Source organism: Burkholderia sp. JP2-270, from assembly GCF_003233675.1.
Lineage (GTDB): Bacteria > Pseudomonadota > Gammaproteobacteria > Burkholderiales > Burkholderiaceae > Burkholderia > Burkholderia pyrrocinia_C.
On the sequence record NZ_CP029824.1, the window covers coordinates 3,597,532 to 3,616,987 of the forward strand.

At 68.7% G+C, this 19,456-nt stretch carries 19 protein-coding genes; 15 read left to right on the plus strand and 4 right to left on the minus strand.

Annotated elements, in window-relative coordinates; genetic code table 11:
- Positions 1-22: 22 nt before the first annotated feature.
- From urtB to ureG, 11 genes are all read left to right on the plus strand, one after another.
- Complete coding sequence (gene urtB, locus DM992_RS17075) at positions 23-1,642, plus strand: urea ABC transporter permease subunit UrtB (protein ID WP_111017668.1); 1,620 nt, start codon at positions 23-25, stop codon at positions 1,640-1,642.
- A 1-nt stretch (position 1,643) separates the two neighbouring features.
- Entirely contained in the window at positions 1,644-2,831 is a 1,188-nt protein-coding gene (gene urtC, locus DM992_RS17080; RefSeq protein WP_111017669.1) for an urea ABC transporter permease subunit UrtC, read from the plus strand.
- On the plus strand, positions 2,828-3,685 hold the full coding sequence (gene urtD, locus DM992_RS17085; RefSeq protein WP_111017670.1) for an urea ABC transporter ATP-binding protein UrtD: 858 nt from the start codon (positions 2,828-2,830) through the stop codon (positions 3,683-3,685). The genes urtC and urtD overlap by 4 nt, the downstream gene beginning before the upstream one ends.
- Before the next feature lie 4 nt (positions 3,686-3,689).
- On the plus strand, positions 3,690-4,382 hold the full coding sequence (urtE, locus tag DM992_RS17090; protein ID WP_111017671.1) for an urea ABC transporter ATP-binding subunit UrtE: 693 nt from the start codon (positions 3,690-3,692) through the stop codon (positions 4,380-4,382).
- A 142-nt stretch (positions 4,383-4,524) separates the two neighbouring features.
- A complete protein-coding gene (locus DM992_RS17095) occupies positions 4,525-5,400 on the plus strand; it encodes an urease accessory protein UreD (RefSeq protein WP_111017672.1) in 876 nt (291 codons plus the stop codon).
- Between the two features lie 236 nt (positions 5,401-5,636).
- A complete protein-coding gene (gene ureA, locus DM992_RS17100; protein WP_006406310.1) occupies positions 5,637-5,939 on the plus strand; it encodes an urease subunit gamma in 303 nt (100 codons plus the stop codon).
- Positions 5,940-5,947: 8 nt separating this feature from the next.
- Positions 5,948-6,253 (plus strand): urease subunit beta, encoded by a 306-nt coding sequence (locus DM992_RS17105; protein WP_111017673.1) that lies wholly within the window; start codon positions 5,948-5,950, stop codon positions 6,251-6,253.
- 38 nt (positions 6,254-6,291) lie between these two features.
- Entirely contained in the window at positions 6,292-7,998 is a 1,707-nt protein-coding gene (gene ureC, locus DM992_RS17110; protein WP_072436156.1) for an urease subunit alpha, read from the plus strand.
- 17 nt (positions 7,999-8,015) lie between these two features.
- Positions 8,016-8,651 carry an urease accessory protein UreE gene (gene ureE, locus DM992_RS17115; RefSeq protein ID WP_111017674.1) on the plus strand — a complete coding sequence of 212 codons (636 nt, stop codon included), beginning with the start codon at positions 8,016-8,018 and terminating at the stop codon, positions 8,649-8,651.
- Entirely contained in the window at positions 8,638-9,318 is a 681-nt protein-coding gene (locus DM992_RS17120; RefSeq protein ID WP_111017675.1) for an urease accessory UreF family protein, read from the plus strand. Before ureE ends, DM992_RS17120 begins: the two co-directional genes overlap by 14 nt.
- Positions 9,319-9,333: 15 nt before the next feature.
- Positions 9,334-9,981 carry an urease accessory protein UreG gene (ureG, locus tag DM992_RS17125; RefSeq protein WP_111017676.1) on the plus strand — a complete coding sequence of 216 codons (648 nt, stop codon included), beginning with the start codon at positions 9,334-9,336 and terminating at the stop codon, positions 9,979-9,981.
- 62 nt (positions 9,982-10,043) lie between these two features.
- On the opposite strand, the gene waaA is transcribed toward ureG, so the two are convergent.
- From waaA to DM992_RS17145, 4 genes are all read right to left on the minus strand, one after another.
- The gene (gene waaA / locus DM992_RS17130; RefSeq protein WP_111017677.1) at positions 10,044-11,390 is read right to left on the minus strand and encodes a lipid IV(A) 3-deoxy-D-manno-octulosonic acid transferase; all 1,347 of its coding nucleotides are present in this window, start codon (positions 11,388-11,390) and stop codon (positions 10,044-10,046) included.
- Positions 11,391-11,427: 37 nt separating this feature from the next.
- Positions 11,428-12,312, minus strand: coding sequence for a Kdo hydroxylase family protein (locus DM992_RS17135; protein WP_111017678.1), 885 nt, complete (start codon positions 12,310-12,312; stop codon positions 11,428-11,430).
- Positions 12,313-12,337: 25 nt separating this feature from the next.
- Positions 12,338-13,333 carry a lipopolysaccharide heptosyltransferase I gene (gene waaC, locus DM992_RS17140; RefSeq protein ID WP_111017679.1) on the minus strand — a complete coding sequence of 332 codons (996 nt, stop codon included), beginning with the start codon at positions 13,331-13,333 and terminating at the stop codon, positions 12,338-12,340.
- 174 nt (positions 13,334-13,507) lie between these two features.
- Positions 13,508-14,902, minus strand: a complete 1,395-nt coding sequence (locus tag DM992_RS17145) for a phosphomannomutase/phosphoglucomutase (RefSeq protein WP_111017680.1) — start codon at positions 14,900-14,902, stop codon at positions 13,508-13,510.
- Between the two features lie 247 nt (positions 14,903-15,149).
- Between DM992_RS17145 and DM992_RS17155 the strand changes: the two genes are divergently transcribed.
- Genes DM992_RS17155 through galE form a run of 4 tightly spaced genes read left to right on the plus strand, consistent with a single transcriptional unit; the run spans position 15,150 to position 19,453 of the window.
- On the plus strand, positions 15,150-16,406 hold the full coding sequence (locus DM992_RS17155; protein ID WP_162631667.1) for an oligosaccharide flippase family protein: 1,257 nt from the start codon (positions 15,150-15,152) through the stop codon (positions 16,404-16,406).
- On the plus strand, positions 16,403-17,227 hold the full coding sequence (locus DM992_RS17160; protein ID WP_111017682.1) for a glycosyltransferase: 825 nt from the start codon (positions 16,403-16,405) through the stop codon (positions 17,225-17,227). The genes DM992_RS17155 and DM992_RS17160 overlap by 4 nt, the downstream gene beginning before the upstream one ends.
- Before the next feature lie 52 nt (positions 17,228-17,279).
- Positions 17,280-18,416: a glycosyltransferase family 4 protein gene (locus DM992_RS17165; protein ID WP_111017683.1), complete on the plus strand. Its 1,137-nt coding sequence runs from the start codon at positions 17,280-17,282 to the stop codon at positions 18,414-18,416.
- A gap of 14 nt (positions 18,417-18,430) precedes the next feature.
- Positions 18,431-19,453, plus strand: a complete 1,023-nt coding sequence (gene galE, locus DM992_RS17170; protein WP_111017684.1) for a UDP-glucose 4-epimerase GalE — start codon at positions 18,431-18,433, stop codon at positions 19,451-19,453.
- The last annotated feature ends 3 nt before the right edge of the window (positions 19,454-19,456 follow it).

The following is a 19,456-nucleotide window of genomic DNA, read 5'->3' on the forward strand; positions in this document are numbered from 1 at the left end:
CCTCGCCCGACAGGACCTCCCGATGCCTATTCGCTTTCGCCGAGCCGCCGTCGCGATCGTCGCATGCGCCGCCCTCGCGGGCGCGCTGCCGCGCGCCGCGTTCGCGCTGACGGCCGCCGATACCGCCGCGCTAGCCGGCGACGACTTCGACGCGAAGACGGCCGCGATCGACCGGCTCGCCGCCGATGCCGATCCGCGCGCCGTTGCCGTGCTCAACGCGCTGTCGACCGGCGACGCGCTCGCGACCGGCGATGGCCGCCTGCTGATCCAGAGCGGCGACAGCGCGCACGACGCGCTCACGCAGGCCGCGACACCGGCCGGCGACGCGCAGCCGGTGATGCTGAACAACCTGCTGCGCACGAAGATCGCAGGCGCGCTGTCGGGCCTCGCGCTCGCATCGCCCGACGTCGCCGCGCGACGCGACGCGATCGATGCGCTGCTGAAGTCGCCGGACCCGGCACTCAAGCCGATGATCGACCGCGCCCGTGCGAAGGAAACCGATCCCGCGCTGAAGCGTCGACTCGACGCACTGTGGGCGATCGCCGCACTGCACGATGCCGATCCGGCGAAGCGCCTCGACGCCGTGCAGGTGGTGGCCGCGCGCCGCGACCTCGACATGATCGAACAACTGCGCCCGCTCGTCGCGAAGAACGCGGACGGCAGCTACGCGGAGCCCGACGCGCGCGTGCGCGATGCCGCACAACAGGGGCTCGACGCATTGCACTCGCTGCAGCGCCGCGGCGAGATCGTCGGCACGCTGTTCGCCGGCCTGTCGCTCGGCAGCGTGCTGCTGCTCGCCGCGCTCGGCCTCGCGATCACGTACGGGCTGATCGGCGTGATCAACATGGCGCACGGCGAATTCCTGATGATCGGTGCGTACGCAACCTATGTCGTGCAGACGCTGATCCAGCGCTACGCGCCCGGCGTATTCGACTGGTATCCGCTCGTCGCCGTGCCTGTGTCGTTCGCGACGGCCGCGCTCGTCGGCATCGTGCTCGAACGGCTCGTGCTGCGCCATCTGTACGGCCGCCCGCTCGAGACATTGCTCGCGACCTTCGGCGTGAGCCTGATCCTGATCCAGGCGACACGCATGCTGTTCGGCGCGCAGAACGTGCAGGTCGTGAACCCGTCGTGGATGAGCGGCGGCGTGACCGTGATGCAGAACCTGATCCTGCCGTACAACCGCCTCGCGATCCTAGCGTTCGCGCTCGCGGTGGTGTTCGTCGCGTGGGCCGTGCTGACGAAGACGCGGCTCGGCCTGTTCGTGCGCGCGGTCACACAGAACCGCCGCATGGCCGCGTGCGTCGGCGTGAAGACCGCGCGCGTCGATGCGTACGCGTTCGCGTTCGGCGCGGGCATCGCCGGCCTCGGCGGCTGCGCGCTGTCGCAGATCGGCAACGTGGGCCCCGATCTCGGCCAGAACTACATCATCGATTCGTTCATGGCGGTCGTGCTCGGCGGTGTCGGGCAGATCGCCGGCACCGTGCTCGGCGGCTTCGGGCTCGGCCTCGCGAGCAAGGCGATCGAGCCGTTCTGGGGCGCCGTGCTCGCGAAGATCGTGGTGCTCGTGATGATCGTGCTGTTCATCCAGAAACGTCCTCAGGGCATGTTCGCCCCGAAGGGCCGCAGCGCGGAGGCTTGACGTGACTTTCATTACCGATTCGATGTCGAACCCGGTCGCCGGCACACCGAAGCCCACTGCCGCCGCACGCGCGGCAGACGGCTTCGCGCTCGGCCTGCCGCCGCGCCCTGCGCTGCTGTCGCGCCGCGCATGGCTCGCGCTCGTCGCGCTGTGCATCGCGATCGGTGTCGGCGTGCCGCTCGCCGCGCTCGTCGCGCCCGAAGCGAGCGCATTCCATCTGTCCGCCTACGCGATGACGCTCGCCGGCAAGCTGATGTGCTACGCGATCGCCGCGCTCGCGCTCGATCTCGTATGGGGCTACTGCGGGATTCTTAGCCTCGGCCACGGGCTGTTCTTCGCGCTCGGCGGCTATGCGATCGGCATGTACCTGATGCGCGAGATCGGCCGCGACGGCAAGTACGGCAGCGACCTGCCCGACTTCATGGTGTTCCTCGACTGGCACCAGTTGCCGTGGTACTGGAGCGGTACGCAGCATCTCGCGTGGGCGCTCGCGCTTGTCGTGCTCGTGCCGGCCGTGCTCGCGTGGGTGTTCGGCTTCTTCACGTTCCGTTCGCGCGTGAAAGGCGTGTACCTGTCGATCATCACGCAGGCGCTGACGTTCGCCGCGATGCTGCTGTTCTATCGCAACGAGACGGGCTTCGGCGGCAACAACGGCTTCACCGACTTCAAGCGCATCGCGGGTTTCGCGATCACGTCGCCCGGCACGCGCACGGTGCTGCTGCTGCTGACGTTCGCGACGCTGGTGCTCGCGTTCATCGCCGCGCGCGCGATCGTCACGAGCAAGCTCGGGCGCGTCGTCACCGCGGTGCGCGACGGCGAGACGCGGCTGATGTTCCTCGGCTACAGCCCGCTCGCGTACAAGCTGTTCGTGTGGACCGTGTCGGCCGTGCTGTGCGGCATCGCCGGCGCGCTGTACGTGCCGCAGGTCGGCATCATCAACCCCGGCGAGATGTCGCCCGGCAACTCGATCGAAATGGCGATCTGGGTCGCGGTGGGCGGGCGCGGCACGCTGATCGGGCCGATCGTCGGCGCGTTCGCGGTGAACGGCGCGAAGAGCCTGTTTACCGCGTACTTCGCCGAATACTGGCTGTTCTTCCTCGGCCTGATCTTCGTGCTCGTGCCGCTGCTGCTGCCGCGCGGGATCATGGGCCTCGTCGAAACCGTGCTCGCGAAGGGGAAACGCGCATGAACGGAACGGCCCTCTACCAATTCTCGCCGCCGCCCGAGGACGAGCTGCTGGCCGTCAGCGGCACGGCATCGATGGGCCGCGTCGTGCCGCCCGGCATCGACACGTCGCACGGCACGATCCTCTACCTCGAGGACATCGAGGTGAGCTTCGACGGCTTCCGCGCACTGAAGAAACTGTCGCTCGCGATCGACGCGGGCGAGCTGCGCTGCGTGATCGGCCCGAACGGCGCCGGCAAGACGACGATGATGGACGTGATCACCGGCAAGACGCGCCCCGACGCCGGCAACGTGTTCCTCGGCCAGACGCTCGACCTCGCGCGGATGAGCGAGCCGGAGATCGCGCGCGCGGGCATCGGCCGCAAGTTCCAGAAGCCGACCGTGTTCGAACAGCATCCGGTGTGGGAAAACCTCGAACTCGCGATGCAGACCGACAAGGGCTGGCGCGCATCGCTGCGCGCGCGGCTCGACCGCACGGCGCAGGCGAAGATCGAGGAGACGCTCGCGCTGATCGGCCTCGAAAGCCATGCGTTTCGTGCAGCCGGCGAACTGTCGCACGGGCAGAAGCAGCGGCTCGAGATCGGCATGCTGCTGATGCAGCGCCCCGCGCTGCTGCTGCTCGACGAACCGGCGGCCGGAATGACCGACCACGAGACGATGGAGCTCGCCGAGCTGCTGAACACGCTGCGCGGCACCTGCTCGATGATGGTCGTCGAGCACGACATGGAATTCGTCGCGGCGCTCGCGGGCGACACGGGCCGCGTGACGGTGATGGCCGAAGGCGCGGTGCTCGCGCAAGGCACGCTCGACCAGGTCAAGCGCGACGACGCGGTGATCGAGTCATATCTGGGGCGTTGATGCGATGCTGAATATCGAAGGTCTGAACCAGTACTACGGCGGCAGCCATATCCTGCGCAACGTGAACCTCGCCGCCGACGACGGCAAGCTCACCGTGCTGCTCGGCCGCAACGGCGTCGGCAAGAGCACGCTGCTGCGCTGCCTGATGGGCGTGGTCGCCGCGAAAAGCGGCACCGTGTCGTGGCGCGGCACGGCGCTCGGCGCGCTGCCGCCGTACGCGCGCGTCGCGGCCGGGCTCGCGTACGTGCCGCAGGGTCGCGACATCTTTCCGCGGCTGACCGTCGAGGAGAACCTGCTCGTCGGTGCGGCGAGCCGCAAGGCGCCGTCGAAAGTGCCGGACCGCATCTACGACCTGTTCCCGGTGCTGAAGGACATGCGCGCGCGGCGCGGCGGCGACCTGTCGGGCGGCCAGCAGCAGCAGCTCGCGATCGGCCGCGCGCTGATGAGCGAGCCGCAGCTGCTGATCCTCGACGAGCCGACCGAGGGCATCCAGCCGTCGATCATCCAGGACATCGGCCGCACGCTGCGCCAGCTCGTCGACGAATCGAACATGACGGTGCTGCTCGTCGAGCAGTATTACGACTTCGCCCGATCGATCGCGGACCGCTACTGGGTGATGAGCCGCGGCGAGATCGTCGCCGGCGGCGATGCGCGGGACATGGAGACGAACGGCGTGCGCGAGCTGATCGCGGTGTGACGCGCGGCACGGCAGCGGGCACGGGCGGCCGGTTCGCGGTGCGGCCGCACGCGGCGCTTTCAACGAACGCGGCATCTGGATTATTGTTCCGGTAGCATCCACGTCCTTCGCGCCCGTTTCTCTCGTTTCCCGCTCGCCGCCGATGTCCGCCCCCGATTCCCACGCCCCGCTGTCCCGCCCCGCCGTCGCCAAATCGTGGCGCGGTCGCCTCGAACTCGGCTTCGAGCGGCACGGCGCGCGCACGACGCTCGCGCACCGGCTGCACGAGGGCCCGCTGCGCGTGCAGCGGCCGCTGTACCCGGAAGGCGACGCGATCTGCCATGCGGTGATCGTCCACCCGCCTGGCGGCGTCGCGGGCGGCGACCGGCTCGACATCGACATCGCGCTCGGCGCCGGCACGCACGCGGTGCTGACGACGCCCGGTGCGACCAAGTGGTACAAGTCGAACGGCCTCGACGCGACGCAGCGCATCGCCATTACTGTCGGCGAGCACGCGAAGCTCGACTGGCTGCCGCAGAACAACCTGTTCTTCGACTCAGCGCACGCAGCGCTCGACTTCACGGTGACGCTCGGCGCGGGCGCGAGCGCGATCGGCTGGGACGCGACGCAGCTCGGCCGGCAGGCGGCCGGCGAGACCTGGTCGGCGGGCCGCATCGCGTCGACCTCCGCGCTCGTCGGTGCCGACGGCCGGCCACTGTGGACCGAGCGCGCGCTGCTCGACGCGCACGATCCGCTGCGCGGCGCGCCGCAGGGCCTCGCGGGTTTCCCCGCGTACGGCACGCTGTGGGCCGCCGGCGCCGCGTGCGACGCCGCACTGGCCGAATCGCTCGCCGCGCGGATGCCGTTCGACGACACGCTGCGCGCGGGCGCCACCTGCGTAACGCCCGGCGTCGTGCTCGTGCGCGCGCTGTCGACGTCGATGGAAGCGCTGCAGCGCCACTTCACCGATTGCTGGCTGCAGTTGCGGCCCATCGTGCACGGCGTCGACGCACGGCCGCTGCGCCTCTGGCAAACCTGAGCGCACCCGCGACACGCACCGTTTCGGCGCATCCCCACATCAGGCGCCGCACGTTATCCATGCACCGCGCACCACGAACGCGCATTGCGCTGCGTTCCATGCACATGGCACGCGCCTTGCTGCTTACATAACCGATACACGGCGCGCGCAAAACGGCGCGGTGCTACGATGATCCGCACGTCCGCCCGGTGGCGCGCGCACCGATAAAAATTACGTTTTCCTGAACGTTTGCCTTCATGAAACTGACTCCCCGAGAAAAGGACAAGCTGCTGATCTTCACGGCGGCGCTGCTGGCCGAACGCCGTCGTGCGCGCGGCCTGAAGCTCAACTATCCGGAGGCGGTCGCCTTCATCACCGCCGCGCTGATGGAAGCCGCACGCGACGGCAAAACGGTTGCCGAGGTGATGCACTACGGCACGACGCTGCTCACGCGCGACGACGTGATGGATGGCGTGCCGGAAATGATTCCCGATATCCAGGTCGAGGCGACCTTCCCCGACGGCACGAAGCTCGTGACCGTTCATCACCCGATTCCGTGAGGCAACGCATGATCCCCGGCGAAATCCTCACCGACGACGGCGAGCACGAATTGAACGCGGGCCGCGAAACGCTGGCGCTCGTCGTCGCGAACACCGGCGACCGCCCGGTGCAGGTCGGCTCGCACTATCACTTCTTCGAAGTCAACGACGCACTGTCGTTCGACCGCGCGGCCGCGCGCGGCTTCCGGCTCAACATCGCGGCCGGCACGGCCGTGCGCTTCGAGCCGGGCCAGACGCGCACCGTCGAGCTCGTCGCGCTCGCAGGCGAGCGCGCCGTCTACGGTTTTCAGGGCAAGGTGATGGGGCCGCTCTGAGCGACGCCTCACGCCCGTCTCTTCAGGAACAGCACGACATGACACTACGCTTGAGCCGCCGCGCGTACGCGGAAATGTTCGGGCCGACGACGGGCGACCGCGTCCGGCTCGCCGATACCGAACTGCTGATCGAGATCGAACGCGACTTCACGACCTACGGCGAGGAAGTGAAATTCGGCGGCGGGAAAGTGATCCGCGACGGGATGGGCCAGTCGCAGCGCGTGGCCGCCGACGTGCCCGACACGGTCATCACGAACGCGGTAATCCTCGATCACTGGGGCATCGTGAAGGCCGACATCGCGATCAAGCACGGCCGCATCGCCGCAATCGGCAAGGCCGGCAACCCGGACATCCAGCCGGGCGTGACGATCGCGATCGGCGCTGCGACAGAAGTGATCGCCGGCGAAGGGCTGATCGTGACGGCGGGCGGCATCGACACGCACATCCATTTCATCAGCCCGCAGCAGATCGACGAGGCGCTCGCATCGGGCGTCACGACGATGCTCGGCGGCGGCACGGGGCCGGCCACCGGCACCAACGCAACGACCTGCACGCCGGGCCCGTGGCACATGGAGCGGATGCTGCAGGCCGCCGACGGCTGGCCGATCAACCTCGGCTTTCTCGGCAAGGGCAACGCGAGCCTGCCCGAGCCGCTCGTCGAGCAGATCGCGGCCGGCGCGATCGGGCTGAAGCTGCACGAGGACTGGGGCACGACGCCCGCCGCGATCGACAACTGCCTGTCGGTCGCCGACGACACCGACACGCAGGTCGCGATCCACACCGACACGCTGAACGAAGCCGGTTTCGTCGAATCGACGGTCGCCGCGTTCAAGGGCCGCACGATCCACACGTATCACACCGAAGGCGCGGGCGGCGGCCACGCACCCGACATCCTGAAGGTGTGCGGCGAGGCGAACGTGCTGCCGTCGTCGACCAACCCGACGCGCCCGTACACGATCAACACGCTCGACGAGCATCTCGACATGCTGATGGTGTGCCATCACCTCGATCCGTCGATCGCCGAGGATCTCGCGTTCGCCGAATCGCGGATTCGCCGCGAGACGATCGCGGCCGAGGACATCCTGCACGATCTCGGCGCGCTGTCGATGCTGTCGTCCGATTCGCAGGCGATGGGCCGCGTCGGCGAAGTGATCATCCGAACCTGGCAGACCGCGCACAAGATGAAGGTGCAGCGCGGCGCGCTGCCGGAAGACGGCGCGCGCAACGACAACTTCCGCGCGAAGCGCTACGTCGCGAAATACACGATCAACCCGGCGATCACGCACGGCATCGCGCACGAAGTCGGTTCGATCGAGCCCGGCAAGTGGGCCGACCTCGTGCTGTGGGAGCCCGCGTTCTTCGGGATCAAGCCGTCGATGATCCTGAAGGGCGGGATGATCGCGGTCGCGCAAATGGGCGACCCGAACGCGTCGATCCCGACGCCGCAGCCCGTCCACTATCGCGAGATGTTCGCGACGCGCGGCGGCGCGCTCGCGCGTACGTCGCTGACCTTCGTGTCGCAGATGGCGGCCGACGCGGGCATCGCGGAACGCTACGGCCTCGCGAAGCGGATCGTGCCCGTGCGCAACTGCCGCAACGTGACGAAGGCCGACATGATCCACAACGCATGGCGCCCGTCGATCAGCGTCGACCCCGAAACCTACGACGTGATCGCCGACGGCCAGTTGCTCACCTGCGAGCCGGCGACGGTGCTGCCGATGGCGCAGCGCTATTTCCTGTTCTGATTTCCGGTTTTCGTTTTATGCGCACCCTCGACAAACGCATTGCCCCGAACGTGAAACTCGCCGCGTCGCTCGTCGCGCGCGCGCCGACGCTCACGCTCGCGTATGACGCCCGCTGCAAGAGCCGCCTCGCGGCGACACTCGATACCGGCGAGGACGTCGCAGTGCTGCTGCCGCGCGGCACCGTGCTGCGCGACGGCGACGTGCTCGTCGCCGACGACGGCGCGCTCGTGCGTGTCGCCGCCGCGTCCGAAGCCGTGCTGCTCGTGCGCGCGGCCGATCCGCTCACGCTGATGCGCGCCGCGTACCACCTCGGCAACCGTCATACGCCGGTCGAAATCGGCGACGGCTACCTGAAGCTCGAAGCCGACCCGGTGCTCGCGGACATGCTGCGCCGGCTCGGCACGCAGGTCGAAGCAGCGAGCGCGCCGTTCCAGCCGGAAGCCGGCGCGTACGGCGGCGGCCACAAGCACGGGCACGACGCGACGTTCGCCGAGGACTATGCACTCGCGCAGCAGGTGTTCGGCGAACACCACGGGCATTCGCATTCGCATTCGCACGATCACGATCACGATCACGATCACGATCACGATCACGATCACGATCATCAACATGGTCCCGGATGCACGCACGGCCACGGCCATGACCACCACTGAACTCGTCGCGCTGCTGCACCTCGCGTCGCCGGCGCTGCCGATCGGCGCGTACAGCTATTCGCAGGGCCTCGAAGCCGCGCTCGACGCGAACCTGATCCACGACGCCGATTCCGCGCGCGACTGGATCGCGAGCGGGCTGACCGACGTGCTCGCGCACGGCGAGCTGCCGTTCCTCGCACACCAGCTCGCGCGTTGGCATGCGCATGTCGCGCACGCGCTCGCCGCCGAAAATGCGTGGTACATCGCGAGCCGCGAATCGGCGGAACTGCGCCGCGAGACCGAACAGATGGGCTGGTCGCTCGCGCAGCTCTGCGCATCGCTCGAATGGGGCGATGCCGCGCGCCGCGCGACGCTCGCATCGATGTCGCCGATCGCACTGCCGACCGCATTCGCATACGCGGCCGCCGCGCACGACGCCGGCGCCGACGCGACGCTCGCCGCGTACGCATTCGGCTGGGTCGAGAACCAGACGTCCGCCGCGCTGAAGGCCGTGCCGCTCGGCCAGCTCGCCGGGCAACGCATCATCGTCGCGCTGCGCGGCGCGATCGACGCGGCCGTGCGCCGCGCACTCGCGACGCCGCCCGACGCCGTCAATACGTTCGCGCCGCAGCTCGGCATCCTGTCCGCGCGGCACGAAACCCAGTACTCGCGGTTGTTCCGCTCCTGAACACGACTACCCGCCATGAACGCACCTGCTCCCTCCTCTGTCCGTCGCACGAAGAAACTGCCGCCGCTGCGCGTCGGCATCGGCGGCCCCGTCGGTTCCGGCAAGACCACGCTGCTCGAAATGCTGTGCAAGGCGATGCGCGACCGCTACGACCTTGTCGCGATCACCAACGACATCTATACGAAGGAAGACCAGCGGCTGCTGACGGTTGCGGGCGCACTGCCCGAGGAACGCATCATGGGCGTCGAGACGGGCGGCTGCCCGCACACGGCGATCCGCGAGGATGCATCGATCAACCTCGAAGCCGTCGACCGGATGCTGTCGCGCTTTCCCGACGCCGACATCGTGTTCATCGAATCGGGCGGCGACAATCTCGCGGCGACGTTCAGCCCCGAGCTGTCGGACCTGACGATCTACGTGATCGACGTCGCGGGCGGCGAGAAGATTCCGCGCAAGGGCGGCCCCGGCATCACGAAGTCCGACCTGCTCGTGATCAACAAGACCGACCTCGCGCCGCTGGTCGGCGCGAACCTCGACGTGATGGCCTCCGACACGAAGAAGATGCGCGGCGAGCGGCCTTACGTGATGACGAACCTGAAGGCGCTCGACGGCGTCGCAGACGTGATCGCGTTCATCGAGAAGAAGGGCTTGCTGACGGTCTGAGCAGCGCGGCGGCGGCACACGACGCCGCCACGCGTGCCTGGGCGGCATTACGCCGCCCTCGCCTATTCGTCGGAAGCATCCTGCTGCTCACGCTCGCCGCGTTCGGCGGGCGGCAGCAGTGCCGCGAGCACGTCGACCGTACGCGCGGTCGCGCCGCGGTGACGCGACGCGAAGGCCGCGCCGGCCGCACCCATCGCGATGCGCCGCGCCTTGTCGGCGAACAGCGCGTCGAGCACGTGCGCGAGATCGAGCGGATCCTCGACCTGCATCGCCGCGCCGGCCGCGATCGCATCGGCGGTCGCCTGCGTGAAGTTGAACACGTGCGGCCCGATCAGCACCGGCACGCCGACCGCGCACGCTTCGATCAGGTTCTGTCCGCCGAGCGGCAGCAGGCTGCCGCCGATGAACGCGACGTCGGCAGCCGCGTAATACGCGCCGAGTTCGCCCATCGAATCGCCGAGCAGCACCGTCACGTCGCCCGGCAGCGGTTCGGCAGCCGGGTGGCCGGCTGCGAGCGCGGCCGTGTCGGCGGCCCATGCCGAGCGTCGCACGCACTTGAGCCCGCCGCGCTCGACGAGCGCCTCGACCTCGGCGAAACGCTGCGGATGACGCGGCACGAGCACCAGCAGCGCGCCGGGCGTGCGCATCGCGGCGAACGCCTGCAGCACCAGCGCCTCCTCGTTCTCGCGCGTGCTGGCAGCGACCCACACGGGCCGCGCGCCGATCGCGTCGCGCCACGCGTGGCCGCGCGCCGCGAGTTCCGGCGGCGTCGCCATGTCGAACTTCAGATTGCCGAGTACGGTCACGTTGCGTGCGCCGAGCGACGTCAGCCGCTCCGCATCGGCCGGGCTCTGCGCGAGCACGCGCGAGAAGCCGCCGAACACGTCGCGCGTCGCCGCGCCGAACTTCGCCGCGCGCCGGAACGAACGCGCGGACATCCGCGCATTGGTCAGCACGAGCGGCACGTCCGCGCGGCGGCACTCGTCGATCAGCGTCGGCCACACCTCGGTTTCCATCACGAGGCCGAGCGTCGGCCGCCATGCATGCAGGAAGCGCCGCACCAGGCCCGGCATGTCGTACGGCAGGTAGCAGCGCAGCACGCGATCGCCGAAGATCTGCTCGCCGGTCGCGCGGCCGCTCGGCGTCATGTGCGTGAGCAGGATGCGCGCATCGGGGCGCGCGTGCATCAGCGCATCGATCAGCGGCTGCGCGGCGCGCGTTTCGCCGACCGATACCGCATGCACCCAGATCAGCGGCGCACGGTCGTCGCGCGAGCGTCCCGCGACGCGGCCGAAGCGTTCGCCGATGTGCTCTCGATAGCCGCGCTCGTTGCGCGAACGCACATAGAGCCGGATGACCGCAGCGGGTGCGACGAGCCACCACAGCGCGCGATAGATCGCCCTCAGCATGCGACGGCCCTCGTATTGCTTCGAAGCAGGTGCGTGCTCAAACCAGCGCCCTGCCCTTCAGGCGTTCGAGAATGCCGAGCGGCGCGCATTCGCGGCGGACCATCGCGTCGACCGGCAGGAAGAACGTCTGCTCGAGCATGAACTGGCCGGACATCACAGCGTGCGAAGTCTGGTCCGAGAAACATATCCACACGCTGCCCGGCGGGAACGGCATCGTCTGCTGCGGGCACGTCTTCTGGTAGTCGAGATCGGCCTTCATGCTGTCGTGCAGGTTCAGCATCAAGTGGTCGTACGCGCTGCGCGGCGACTTCGTCACGTGCAGCAGGTTCAGCAGCCACGCGGAACCGGGGAACTGCGGCCTGATGCGCGGCAGGAAACGCTTCGCGACGTCCTCGAACGGCTCGCCCACGCGCCACACGCGCGGCGCGCCGGCCGGGTTCACGTTCGTGAACACGCGCAGGATGCGCTCGCCGTAGTTCGGCCGCGACGGGAACGCGTCGACGTGCAGCCGGCTGTCGTCCTTGCGCCACGACGTCTGGCGCGTCTCGACCTGCATCAGCCGCAGGCTCGTCGGCGCGACGCGCAGCTTGCCGCGGTATTCGGGGAACAGGCCGTCGACGAGCGTGCCGGCCTGCTGCTGGAAGCGCGCGACGAGCGCACGCACGGCCGACTGCGTGACGCTGTCGCCGAGCACGCCGGCGAGCGCGCCGCCGTTCGGCGCGAGGCTGATGTTCTTGCGTTTCGGATCGGCGAGCGCCGGATCGAGCAGCGCTTCCTCGCCGCCTTCGATCGCGAAGCGCAGGTGCGGGAAATACAGCACCTTGCCTTCCTCGACCGCGGCCAGCAGCTGCTCGCGCGGCGCCGACAGGTTGTGTCCGCTCCAGTCGGCGGACGGGACTTCGATGATCTGGGATTCGCTCATGATCGGTTCGCGTAAATGACAGGCGTTACAGGAGACCGAAGCCCGCGAGCGCCGACTTCACCTGCGCGATCGACGGGGGTTGCCCCGCCGTGCCGAGATTGACGACGTTCGGCGACCAGTAGCCGCCGGTCCGCCAGGCCGTCGCGAAATTGTACAGTTCGACCGTCGGACGCTTCAGCGCGGCCGCGATGTGAACCAGACCTGTATCAACCCCGACGGTTGCGGCCGCGCCGTCGATCAGACCGACCACGGCCGGCAGCGACAGCTTCGGCGGCACGATCGCCGCCGCGCCGAACTCCTTCGCGAGCCGCTCGCTCGTCGCGCGCTCCGCGTCGTTGCCCCACGGCAGCACGAGCGACGCGCCGCGCCGCACGAGCGCCTGGCCGAGCTCGATCCACGCGGCGTCCGGCCACTGCTTGTCGGCGCGCGACGTCGCATGGACGAACATCACGTACGGCACCGGCAGGTTCAGGCCGAGCGCGCCCACCGCGAGCGCCGCCGCGCGCGTATCGAGGCCGAAGTCGACCGGATCGGCCGGCGTCGGCACCGGGTCGCCCAGCGCGGCCGCGACGAGTTGCCGCGAGCGCTCGACGACGTGCGTGCGCGGCGCGATCGGCACGCGCTTGCGGTAGAAGAAGCGCACGGGCCATTCGTAGCCGGCGCCGTCGGTGCGGTTGCCGAGCCCGACGAGCGGGCCGCGCGCCCAGCTCGCGACCCAGGCCGTCTTGATGAGGCCCTGGCAGTCGATCACGAGGTCGTACTGCTCGGCCGCGATGCGCCGGCGGAATGCGCGGATCTCGCGCCACGTGGCGCCCGAGAACGGCTTCTTGCGCCAGCGGCGCAGCGAGAACGGCAGCACGTCGCGCACGCCGTCGACGAGCCGCACGAGGTCGACGAAGCTTTCCTCGACGAGCCAGTCGATCTGCGCATCGGGGTGGCGGCGCCGGATATCGGCGATCACCGGCATGTTGTGCACGACGTCGCCCAGCGACGACACACGCACGATCAGGATCTTTTGCACGCTGAAAAAACGCCGGCTGGCAGCCGGCGACAGACATAAAGGAGCGATTTTATCTCGCCCGTGGGAGCAGACAGACAAAAAGCGGCCGCACGCTGTCGCGTGCGCCGCTTTTTGGGGATAGCGCGACCGGTGTATCGCCCGTCGCGCCGTTGGCGGCCCGCAGGCCGCCGACGCTCAGAACGGCAGCTTGACGTCCGGCTTCGCGGCCATCAGCACGCGGCGGAAGTCTTCCTGGATGCGCTCGAGCCCTTCCTGCGTCTCCGACTCGAAACGCATCACGACGACCGGCGTCGTGTTCGACGAACGCGCGAGGCCGAAGCCGTCCGGGTATTCGACGCGCAGGCCGTCGATCGTGACGACTTCCTCGGCGCCGTCGAACTTCGCCTCTTTCTGCAGCTTGTCGATCAGGCGGAAGTTCTCGCCCTCCTCGAGCCACAGCTGCAGCTCGGGCGTGCTCATCGCGTCCGGCAGCCCGTTGAGCAGCGCGCTCGGGTCGGCCGTCTTCGCGAGGATCTCGAGCAGGCGTGCGCCCGTGTAGAGGCCGTCGTCGAAGCCGTACCAGCGATCCTTGAAGAACACGTGGCCGCTCATTTCGCCGGCGAGCGGCGCACCCGTCTCGCGCAGCTTCGCCTTCACGAGCGAGTGGCCCGTCTTCCACATCAGCGGCTCGCCGCCCTTCGACTTCACCCACTGCGCGAGGTTGCGCGTGCACTTCACGTCGTAGATGATCTGCGCGCCCGGGTTGCGCGACAGCACTTCTTCCGCGAACAGCATCAGCTGGCGGTCCGGATAGATGATCTGGCCGTCCTTCGTGACGACGCCGAGGCGATCGCCGTCGCCGTCGAACGCGAAGCCGATCTCGGCGTCGGTGTCCTTGAGCGCCTGGATCACGTCCTGCAGGTTTTCCGGGTGGGCGGGATCGGGGTGGTGGTTCGGGAACGTGCCGTCGATGTCGGTGAAGCGCTCGACGAGTTCGCAGCCGAGCGCCTTGAACAGGCGCGTCGCGAGCGGGCCCGCGACGCCGTTGCCGGCGTCGACGACGAGCTTCATCGGACGGGCCGGCTTGATGTCGCCGACGATGCGCGCGATGTACTGATCGGCGACGTCGACCTGCTCGTAGGTGCCGCTGCCCGTCTCGAAGCGCTCGTCGACGATGCGGCGGTACAGCGCCTGGATCTGCTCGCCGTAGATCGCGGCGCCGCGCAGCACCATCTTGAAGCCGTTGTAGTCGGGCGGGTTATGGCTGCCCGTGACGACGATGCACGAATCGACACGGCGCTCGCCGCCCTTCAGCGCAAGCGGCACGCTCGCCGCGAAATAACCGACCGGCGTGGGCACCATGCCGACGTCGACGACGTCGACGCCCGCCGCACGCAGGCCGTCGGCGAGTGCGCCGACGAGTTCGGGCCCGGACAGGCGGCCGTCGCGCGCGACGACGACCGCGTCGCCGCCCTGGGCGCGCACTTCGCTGCCGAATGCCCGGCCGATCCCGCGCGCCGTGTCGACGTCGAGCGTCTTGCCGACCACGCCACGAATGTCATATGCCTTGAAGATGGATTGGGAGATCATCGATTCTCTTCTCTCTCGGTTGCGTGCATGGAAAATTGTCTGGCCGCGTCTCGCCGGTGCCGCGCATGATACAGGCAGGCCCTGCGAAACAAGGAACAGAACGGCTGGAGCGGCCCCGATCCCACTTATAATCGCGGGTTTTGATGACGCGCATGTCGCCCATTTTAATGCCTAGCCGACCCGCCGCCGCCAACCCGCAGCCTCCGGGCGCCCTGCCGGCCGCCCCGCGTACATGCGGCCGCCGCGCATGCTGAAGCGCTTCGGCAACCCGGATGTCGCGAAGGCCGTCGCGAACCTGGTCTGGCTGGGGCTCGAACGGCTCACGCAGATCGGCGTCGCGATCGCGATCAGCGGTCTTCTGGCCCGTTATTTCGGGCCGGATGTGTTCGGCAAATGGCAGTATGCGAATACGCTCCTCCTGGTTCTGGCGCCGCTCACCTGGGTGTGCGGCGCGGAAATCCTCGTTCCGACCATCGTCCAGCGCCCGCCCGCCCAGCTCGGCGCGGTACTCGGCAGCGCATTCGCGCTGCGCATCGCCGTATCGGCCGCCGCGCTCGTCGCGACCTGGGTCGCGATCGCCGCGGGCGCCTTCGATCCGCTGGTCGGCGCGATGCTCGCGGGCCTGGCGGTCACGATGGTGTTCCGCGAGCCGTTCGTCGGCGTGATCAACGCGTGGCTGCAAAGCCTGACCTACAGCAAGCCGCAGCTCGTCACCAGCATGATCACCGCGCTGGCGAAGGCGCTGCTCGTCTGGCTGCTGGTCCACGCAGCTGCCGGCCCCGCGCGCTTCGGGTGGCTGTGGGCGCTCGAGGCTGCCGCGATCGGCTTCGCGCTGCTGCTGTACTACCGGCATCGTAACGGCGGCGCGCTCGGCTGGACGTTCGATAAACCGCTGTTCAGGCACTTTGCGACGGCCGGCACCGTGTTCTGGCTCGGCCTCATCTGCATGTACCTGTTCCTGAAACTCGACCGCCTGATGCTCGAGCGTCATGTATCGTTCGCCGATCTGGGCCGCTACTCGGCCGCGCAGCAGCTCAACGAGAACTGGATCACGCTCGCGCTGATGCTCGCGCAAACCATCGCGCCCGCCTTCGTCTACCGCGTGCAGGACGTCGCGCGGCTGCGCCGCAACATCGTCCGGCTGATCGCGATGACGGCCTGCCTGATGACGGCCGGCGCGCTCGTGCTCGACGCGGCCGCCCCGCTGATCGTCGGCAAGGTGTTCGGCCGCGGCTACGAGGCATCGGTCGACATCTTCCGCTGGGCCGTCTGGCTGTCCGTGCCGGCCGGCATCGAGGCGATAGGCAATCTTATCGTTCTCAAATATCAAGCAAAATTCGTGTTGCTGTCGAAATGGCTGCTCGCGCTCGCGATCGCCGCGCTCGTCAACCTGTTCGCGATCCCGCGGCTCGGCCTGTACGGCGCGCTCGTCGGGCTGGCGGCCGGCTACCTGGCCGCAGCCGCCGTCAATTTTTATTACATCCGTTTCAAGCTGCAAACATGACGCCCCCCGATTGCCCGCCCCCGCTCGCCGACGTGGCCGTGCTGATGCCGGCCTACAACGGGCACGACGACGTCGTCCGGACCCTCGCGTCGTTTCGCGAGGACGCGCCCGTGCACGTGCTGATCGTCGACGACGGCAGCACGCCGCCGATCGTCGCGCCCGACCTGCCCGGCCTCGCGATCGAGGTGCTGCGCATGCCGCGCAACGGCGGCATCGAGCGCGCGCTCGCGGCCGGCATCGACGCGCTCGCGGCGCGCGGCTTCCGCTATGCCGCGCGCATCGACGCAGGCGATCTCGCCGCGCCGCAGCGCCTCGCGAAACAGCGCGCGTATCTGGGCGCCCATCCGCGCGTGGCCTGCGTCGGCATGTGGACGCAGGTCGTGTCGCGCGCCGGCGAGCCGCGCTTCATGCTGACGCCGCCCGCCGATCCGCACACGCTGCGCCGCACGCGCTTCCTGCGCTCGCCGCTCGTGCATCCGTCGGTGATGCTGCGCATCGACGCCGTGCTGGAGGCCGGCAACTATCGCGAGAAATACCGCGCGGCCGAGGATCTCGATCTTTTTTTACGATTAATGCAACGCTACGATTGCGCGAACCTGCCGGAACTCGGCCTTTATTACGAACTCAACGAGGGCGGGATCAGCGCGACCAAGCGCCGGCGCCAGCTGGTATCGACGCTGTCGCTGCTGTTGAGCCACTTCAACGCGCTGAACCCGTACGACTGGGCCGGCCTCGCCAAGAACCTGCTGCATTTCGTGACGCCGTACCGCACGCTGCAGCGGATCAAGCAGACGCTGTTCGCCGCGCGGCCGTCCGCTTGAGCGCGGATCCGGCCCCTTCGGCATTTTCGACGCTTTATTTTTTTCTTTTTTCATGTCCGCCACCTCCCCGCTGCGCATCGCGCTCGTCTGCAATACGGCCTGGGCGATCTACACGTACCGCCACGGTTTGATCCGTGCGCTCGTCGCGCGCGGCGCCGAGGTCATCGTGATCGCGCCGCGCGACCGCACGGTGCCGCTGCTCGAGCAGATGGGCTGCCGCTACGTGGCGCTCGCGGTCGCGTCGAAAGGCACGAGCCCGCGCGAGGATCTCGGCACGCTCGCCGCGCTGGTACGTCACTACCGTGCGCTGCAGCCCGATCTCGTGTTCCATTACACGATCAAGCCGAACATCTACGGCTCGATCGCCGCGTGGCTCGCGCGCGTGCCGTCGATCGCGGTCACGACCGGGCTCGGCTACGTGTTCATCCAGAAAAGCCGCGCGGCGAGCGTCGCGAAACGGCTGTACCGGTTCGCGTTCCGCTTCCCGCGTGAAGTCTGGTTCCTGAACCGCGACGATCTCGCTACGTTCACCGACGAGCAGCTGCTCGCGCATCCCGACCGCGCGCGGCTGCTGCACGGCGAAGGCGTCGACCTCGAACAGTTCGCGCCCGTGCCGCTGCCCGGCGGCGACGCGCCCGTCTTCATCCTGATCGGCCGGCTGCTGTGGGACAAGGGCGTGCGTGAATACGTCGAGGCCGCGCGCGTCGTGCGGGCCCGCTGCCCGAACGCGCGCTTCCAGCTGCTCGGGCCGCTCGGCGTCGACAATCCGAGCGCGATCGGCCGCGCGGATGTGGACGCGTGGGTCGGCGAAGGCATCGTCGAGTATCTCGGCGAAGCGCACGACGTGCGCCCGCACATCGCGGCCGCCGACTGCGTCGTGCTGCCGTCGTACCGCGAAGGCGTGCCGCGCACGCTGATGGAAGCATCGGCGATGGGCCGCCCGATCGTCGCGACCGACGTGCCGGGCTGCCGCGACGTCGTCGCCGACGGCGAAACGGGCTTCCTGTGCCGCGTGCGCGACAGCGCGAGCCTCGCCGAGCAACTGCTCCGCATGATCGGACTCGGAACGGCCGGACGCGACGCGATGGGCGCGCGCGGCCGGCAGAAGGTCGCGGCGGAATTCGACGAGCAGCAGGTCGTCGAACGTTACCGGCAGACCATTCATTCGTTGACAGGCATCACCCTCTGAAGGAGCGCATCAGCATGACCGCTAAAGGCACCATCCTCGTCACCGGCGGTGCGGGCTATATCGGCTCGCACACGGCCGTCGAGCTGCTCGACAACGGCTACGATGTCGTGATCGTCGACAACCTCGTCAACAGCAAGGCCGAGTCCGTGCGGCGCATCGAGCAGATCACGGGCAGGAAACCCGCGTTCCACCAGGTCGACGTGTGCGACGAAGCCGCGCTCGCGAAGGTGTTCGACGCGCACCCGATCACCGGCACGATCCACTTCGCGGCGCTCAAGGCCGTCGGCGAATCGGTCGCGAAACCGCTCGAGTATTACCAGAACAACATCGGCGGCCTGCTCGCCGTGCTCAAGGTCATGCGCGAGCGCAACGTCAAGCAGTTCGTGTTCAGCTCGTCCGCGACCGTATACGGCGTGCCCGAGCGCTCGCCGATCGACGAATCGTTCCCGCTGTCCGCGACCAACCCGTACGGCCAGTCGAAGCTGATCGCCGAGCAGATCCTGCGCGATCTCGAGGTGTCGGATCCGTCGTGGCGCATCGCGACGCTGCGCTACTTCAACCCGGTCGGCGCGCATGCGAGCGGGCTGATCGGCGAGGATCCGGCCGGCATCCCGAACAACCTGATGCCGTATGTCGCGCAGGTCGCCGTCGGCAAGCTGGAAAAGCTGCGCGTGTTCGGCTCCGACTATCCGACGCCGGACGGCACGGGCGTGCGCGACTACATCCACGTCGTCGATCTCGCGAAGGGGCACATCGCCGCGCTCGACGCGCTGGCGAAGCGCGACGCGAGCTTCGTCGTGAACCTCGGCACGGGCCAGGGCTACAGCGTGCTCGAAGTCGTGCGCGCGTTCGAGAAGGCGTCCGGCCGCCCGGTGCCGTACGAACTCGTCGCGCGCCGCCCGGGCGACATCGCCGAGTGCTACGCGAATCCGCAGGCCGCGGCCGACATCATCGGCTGGCGCGCGACGCTCGGCATCGAAGAGATGTGCGCCGACCACTGGAAATGGCAGGAGGGCAACCCGCGCGGTTTTGTATAATCC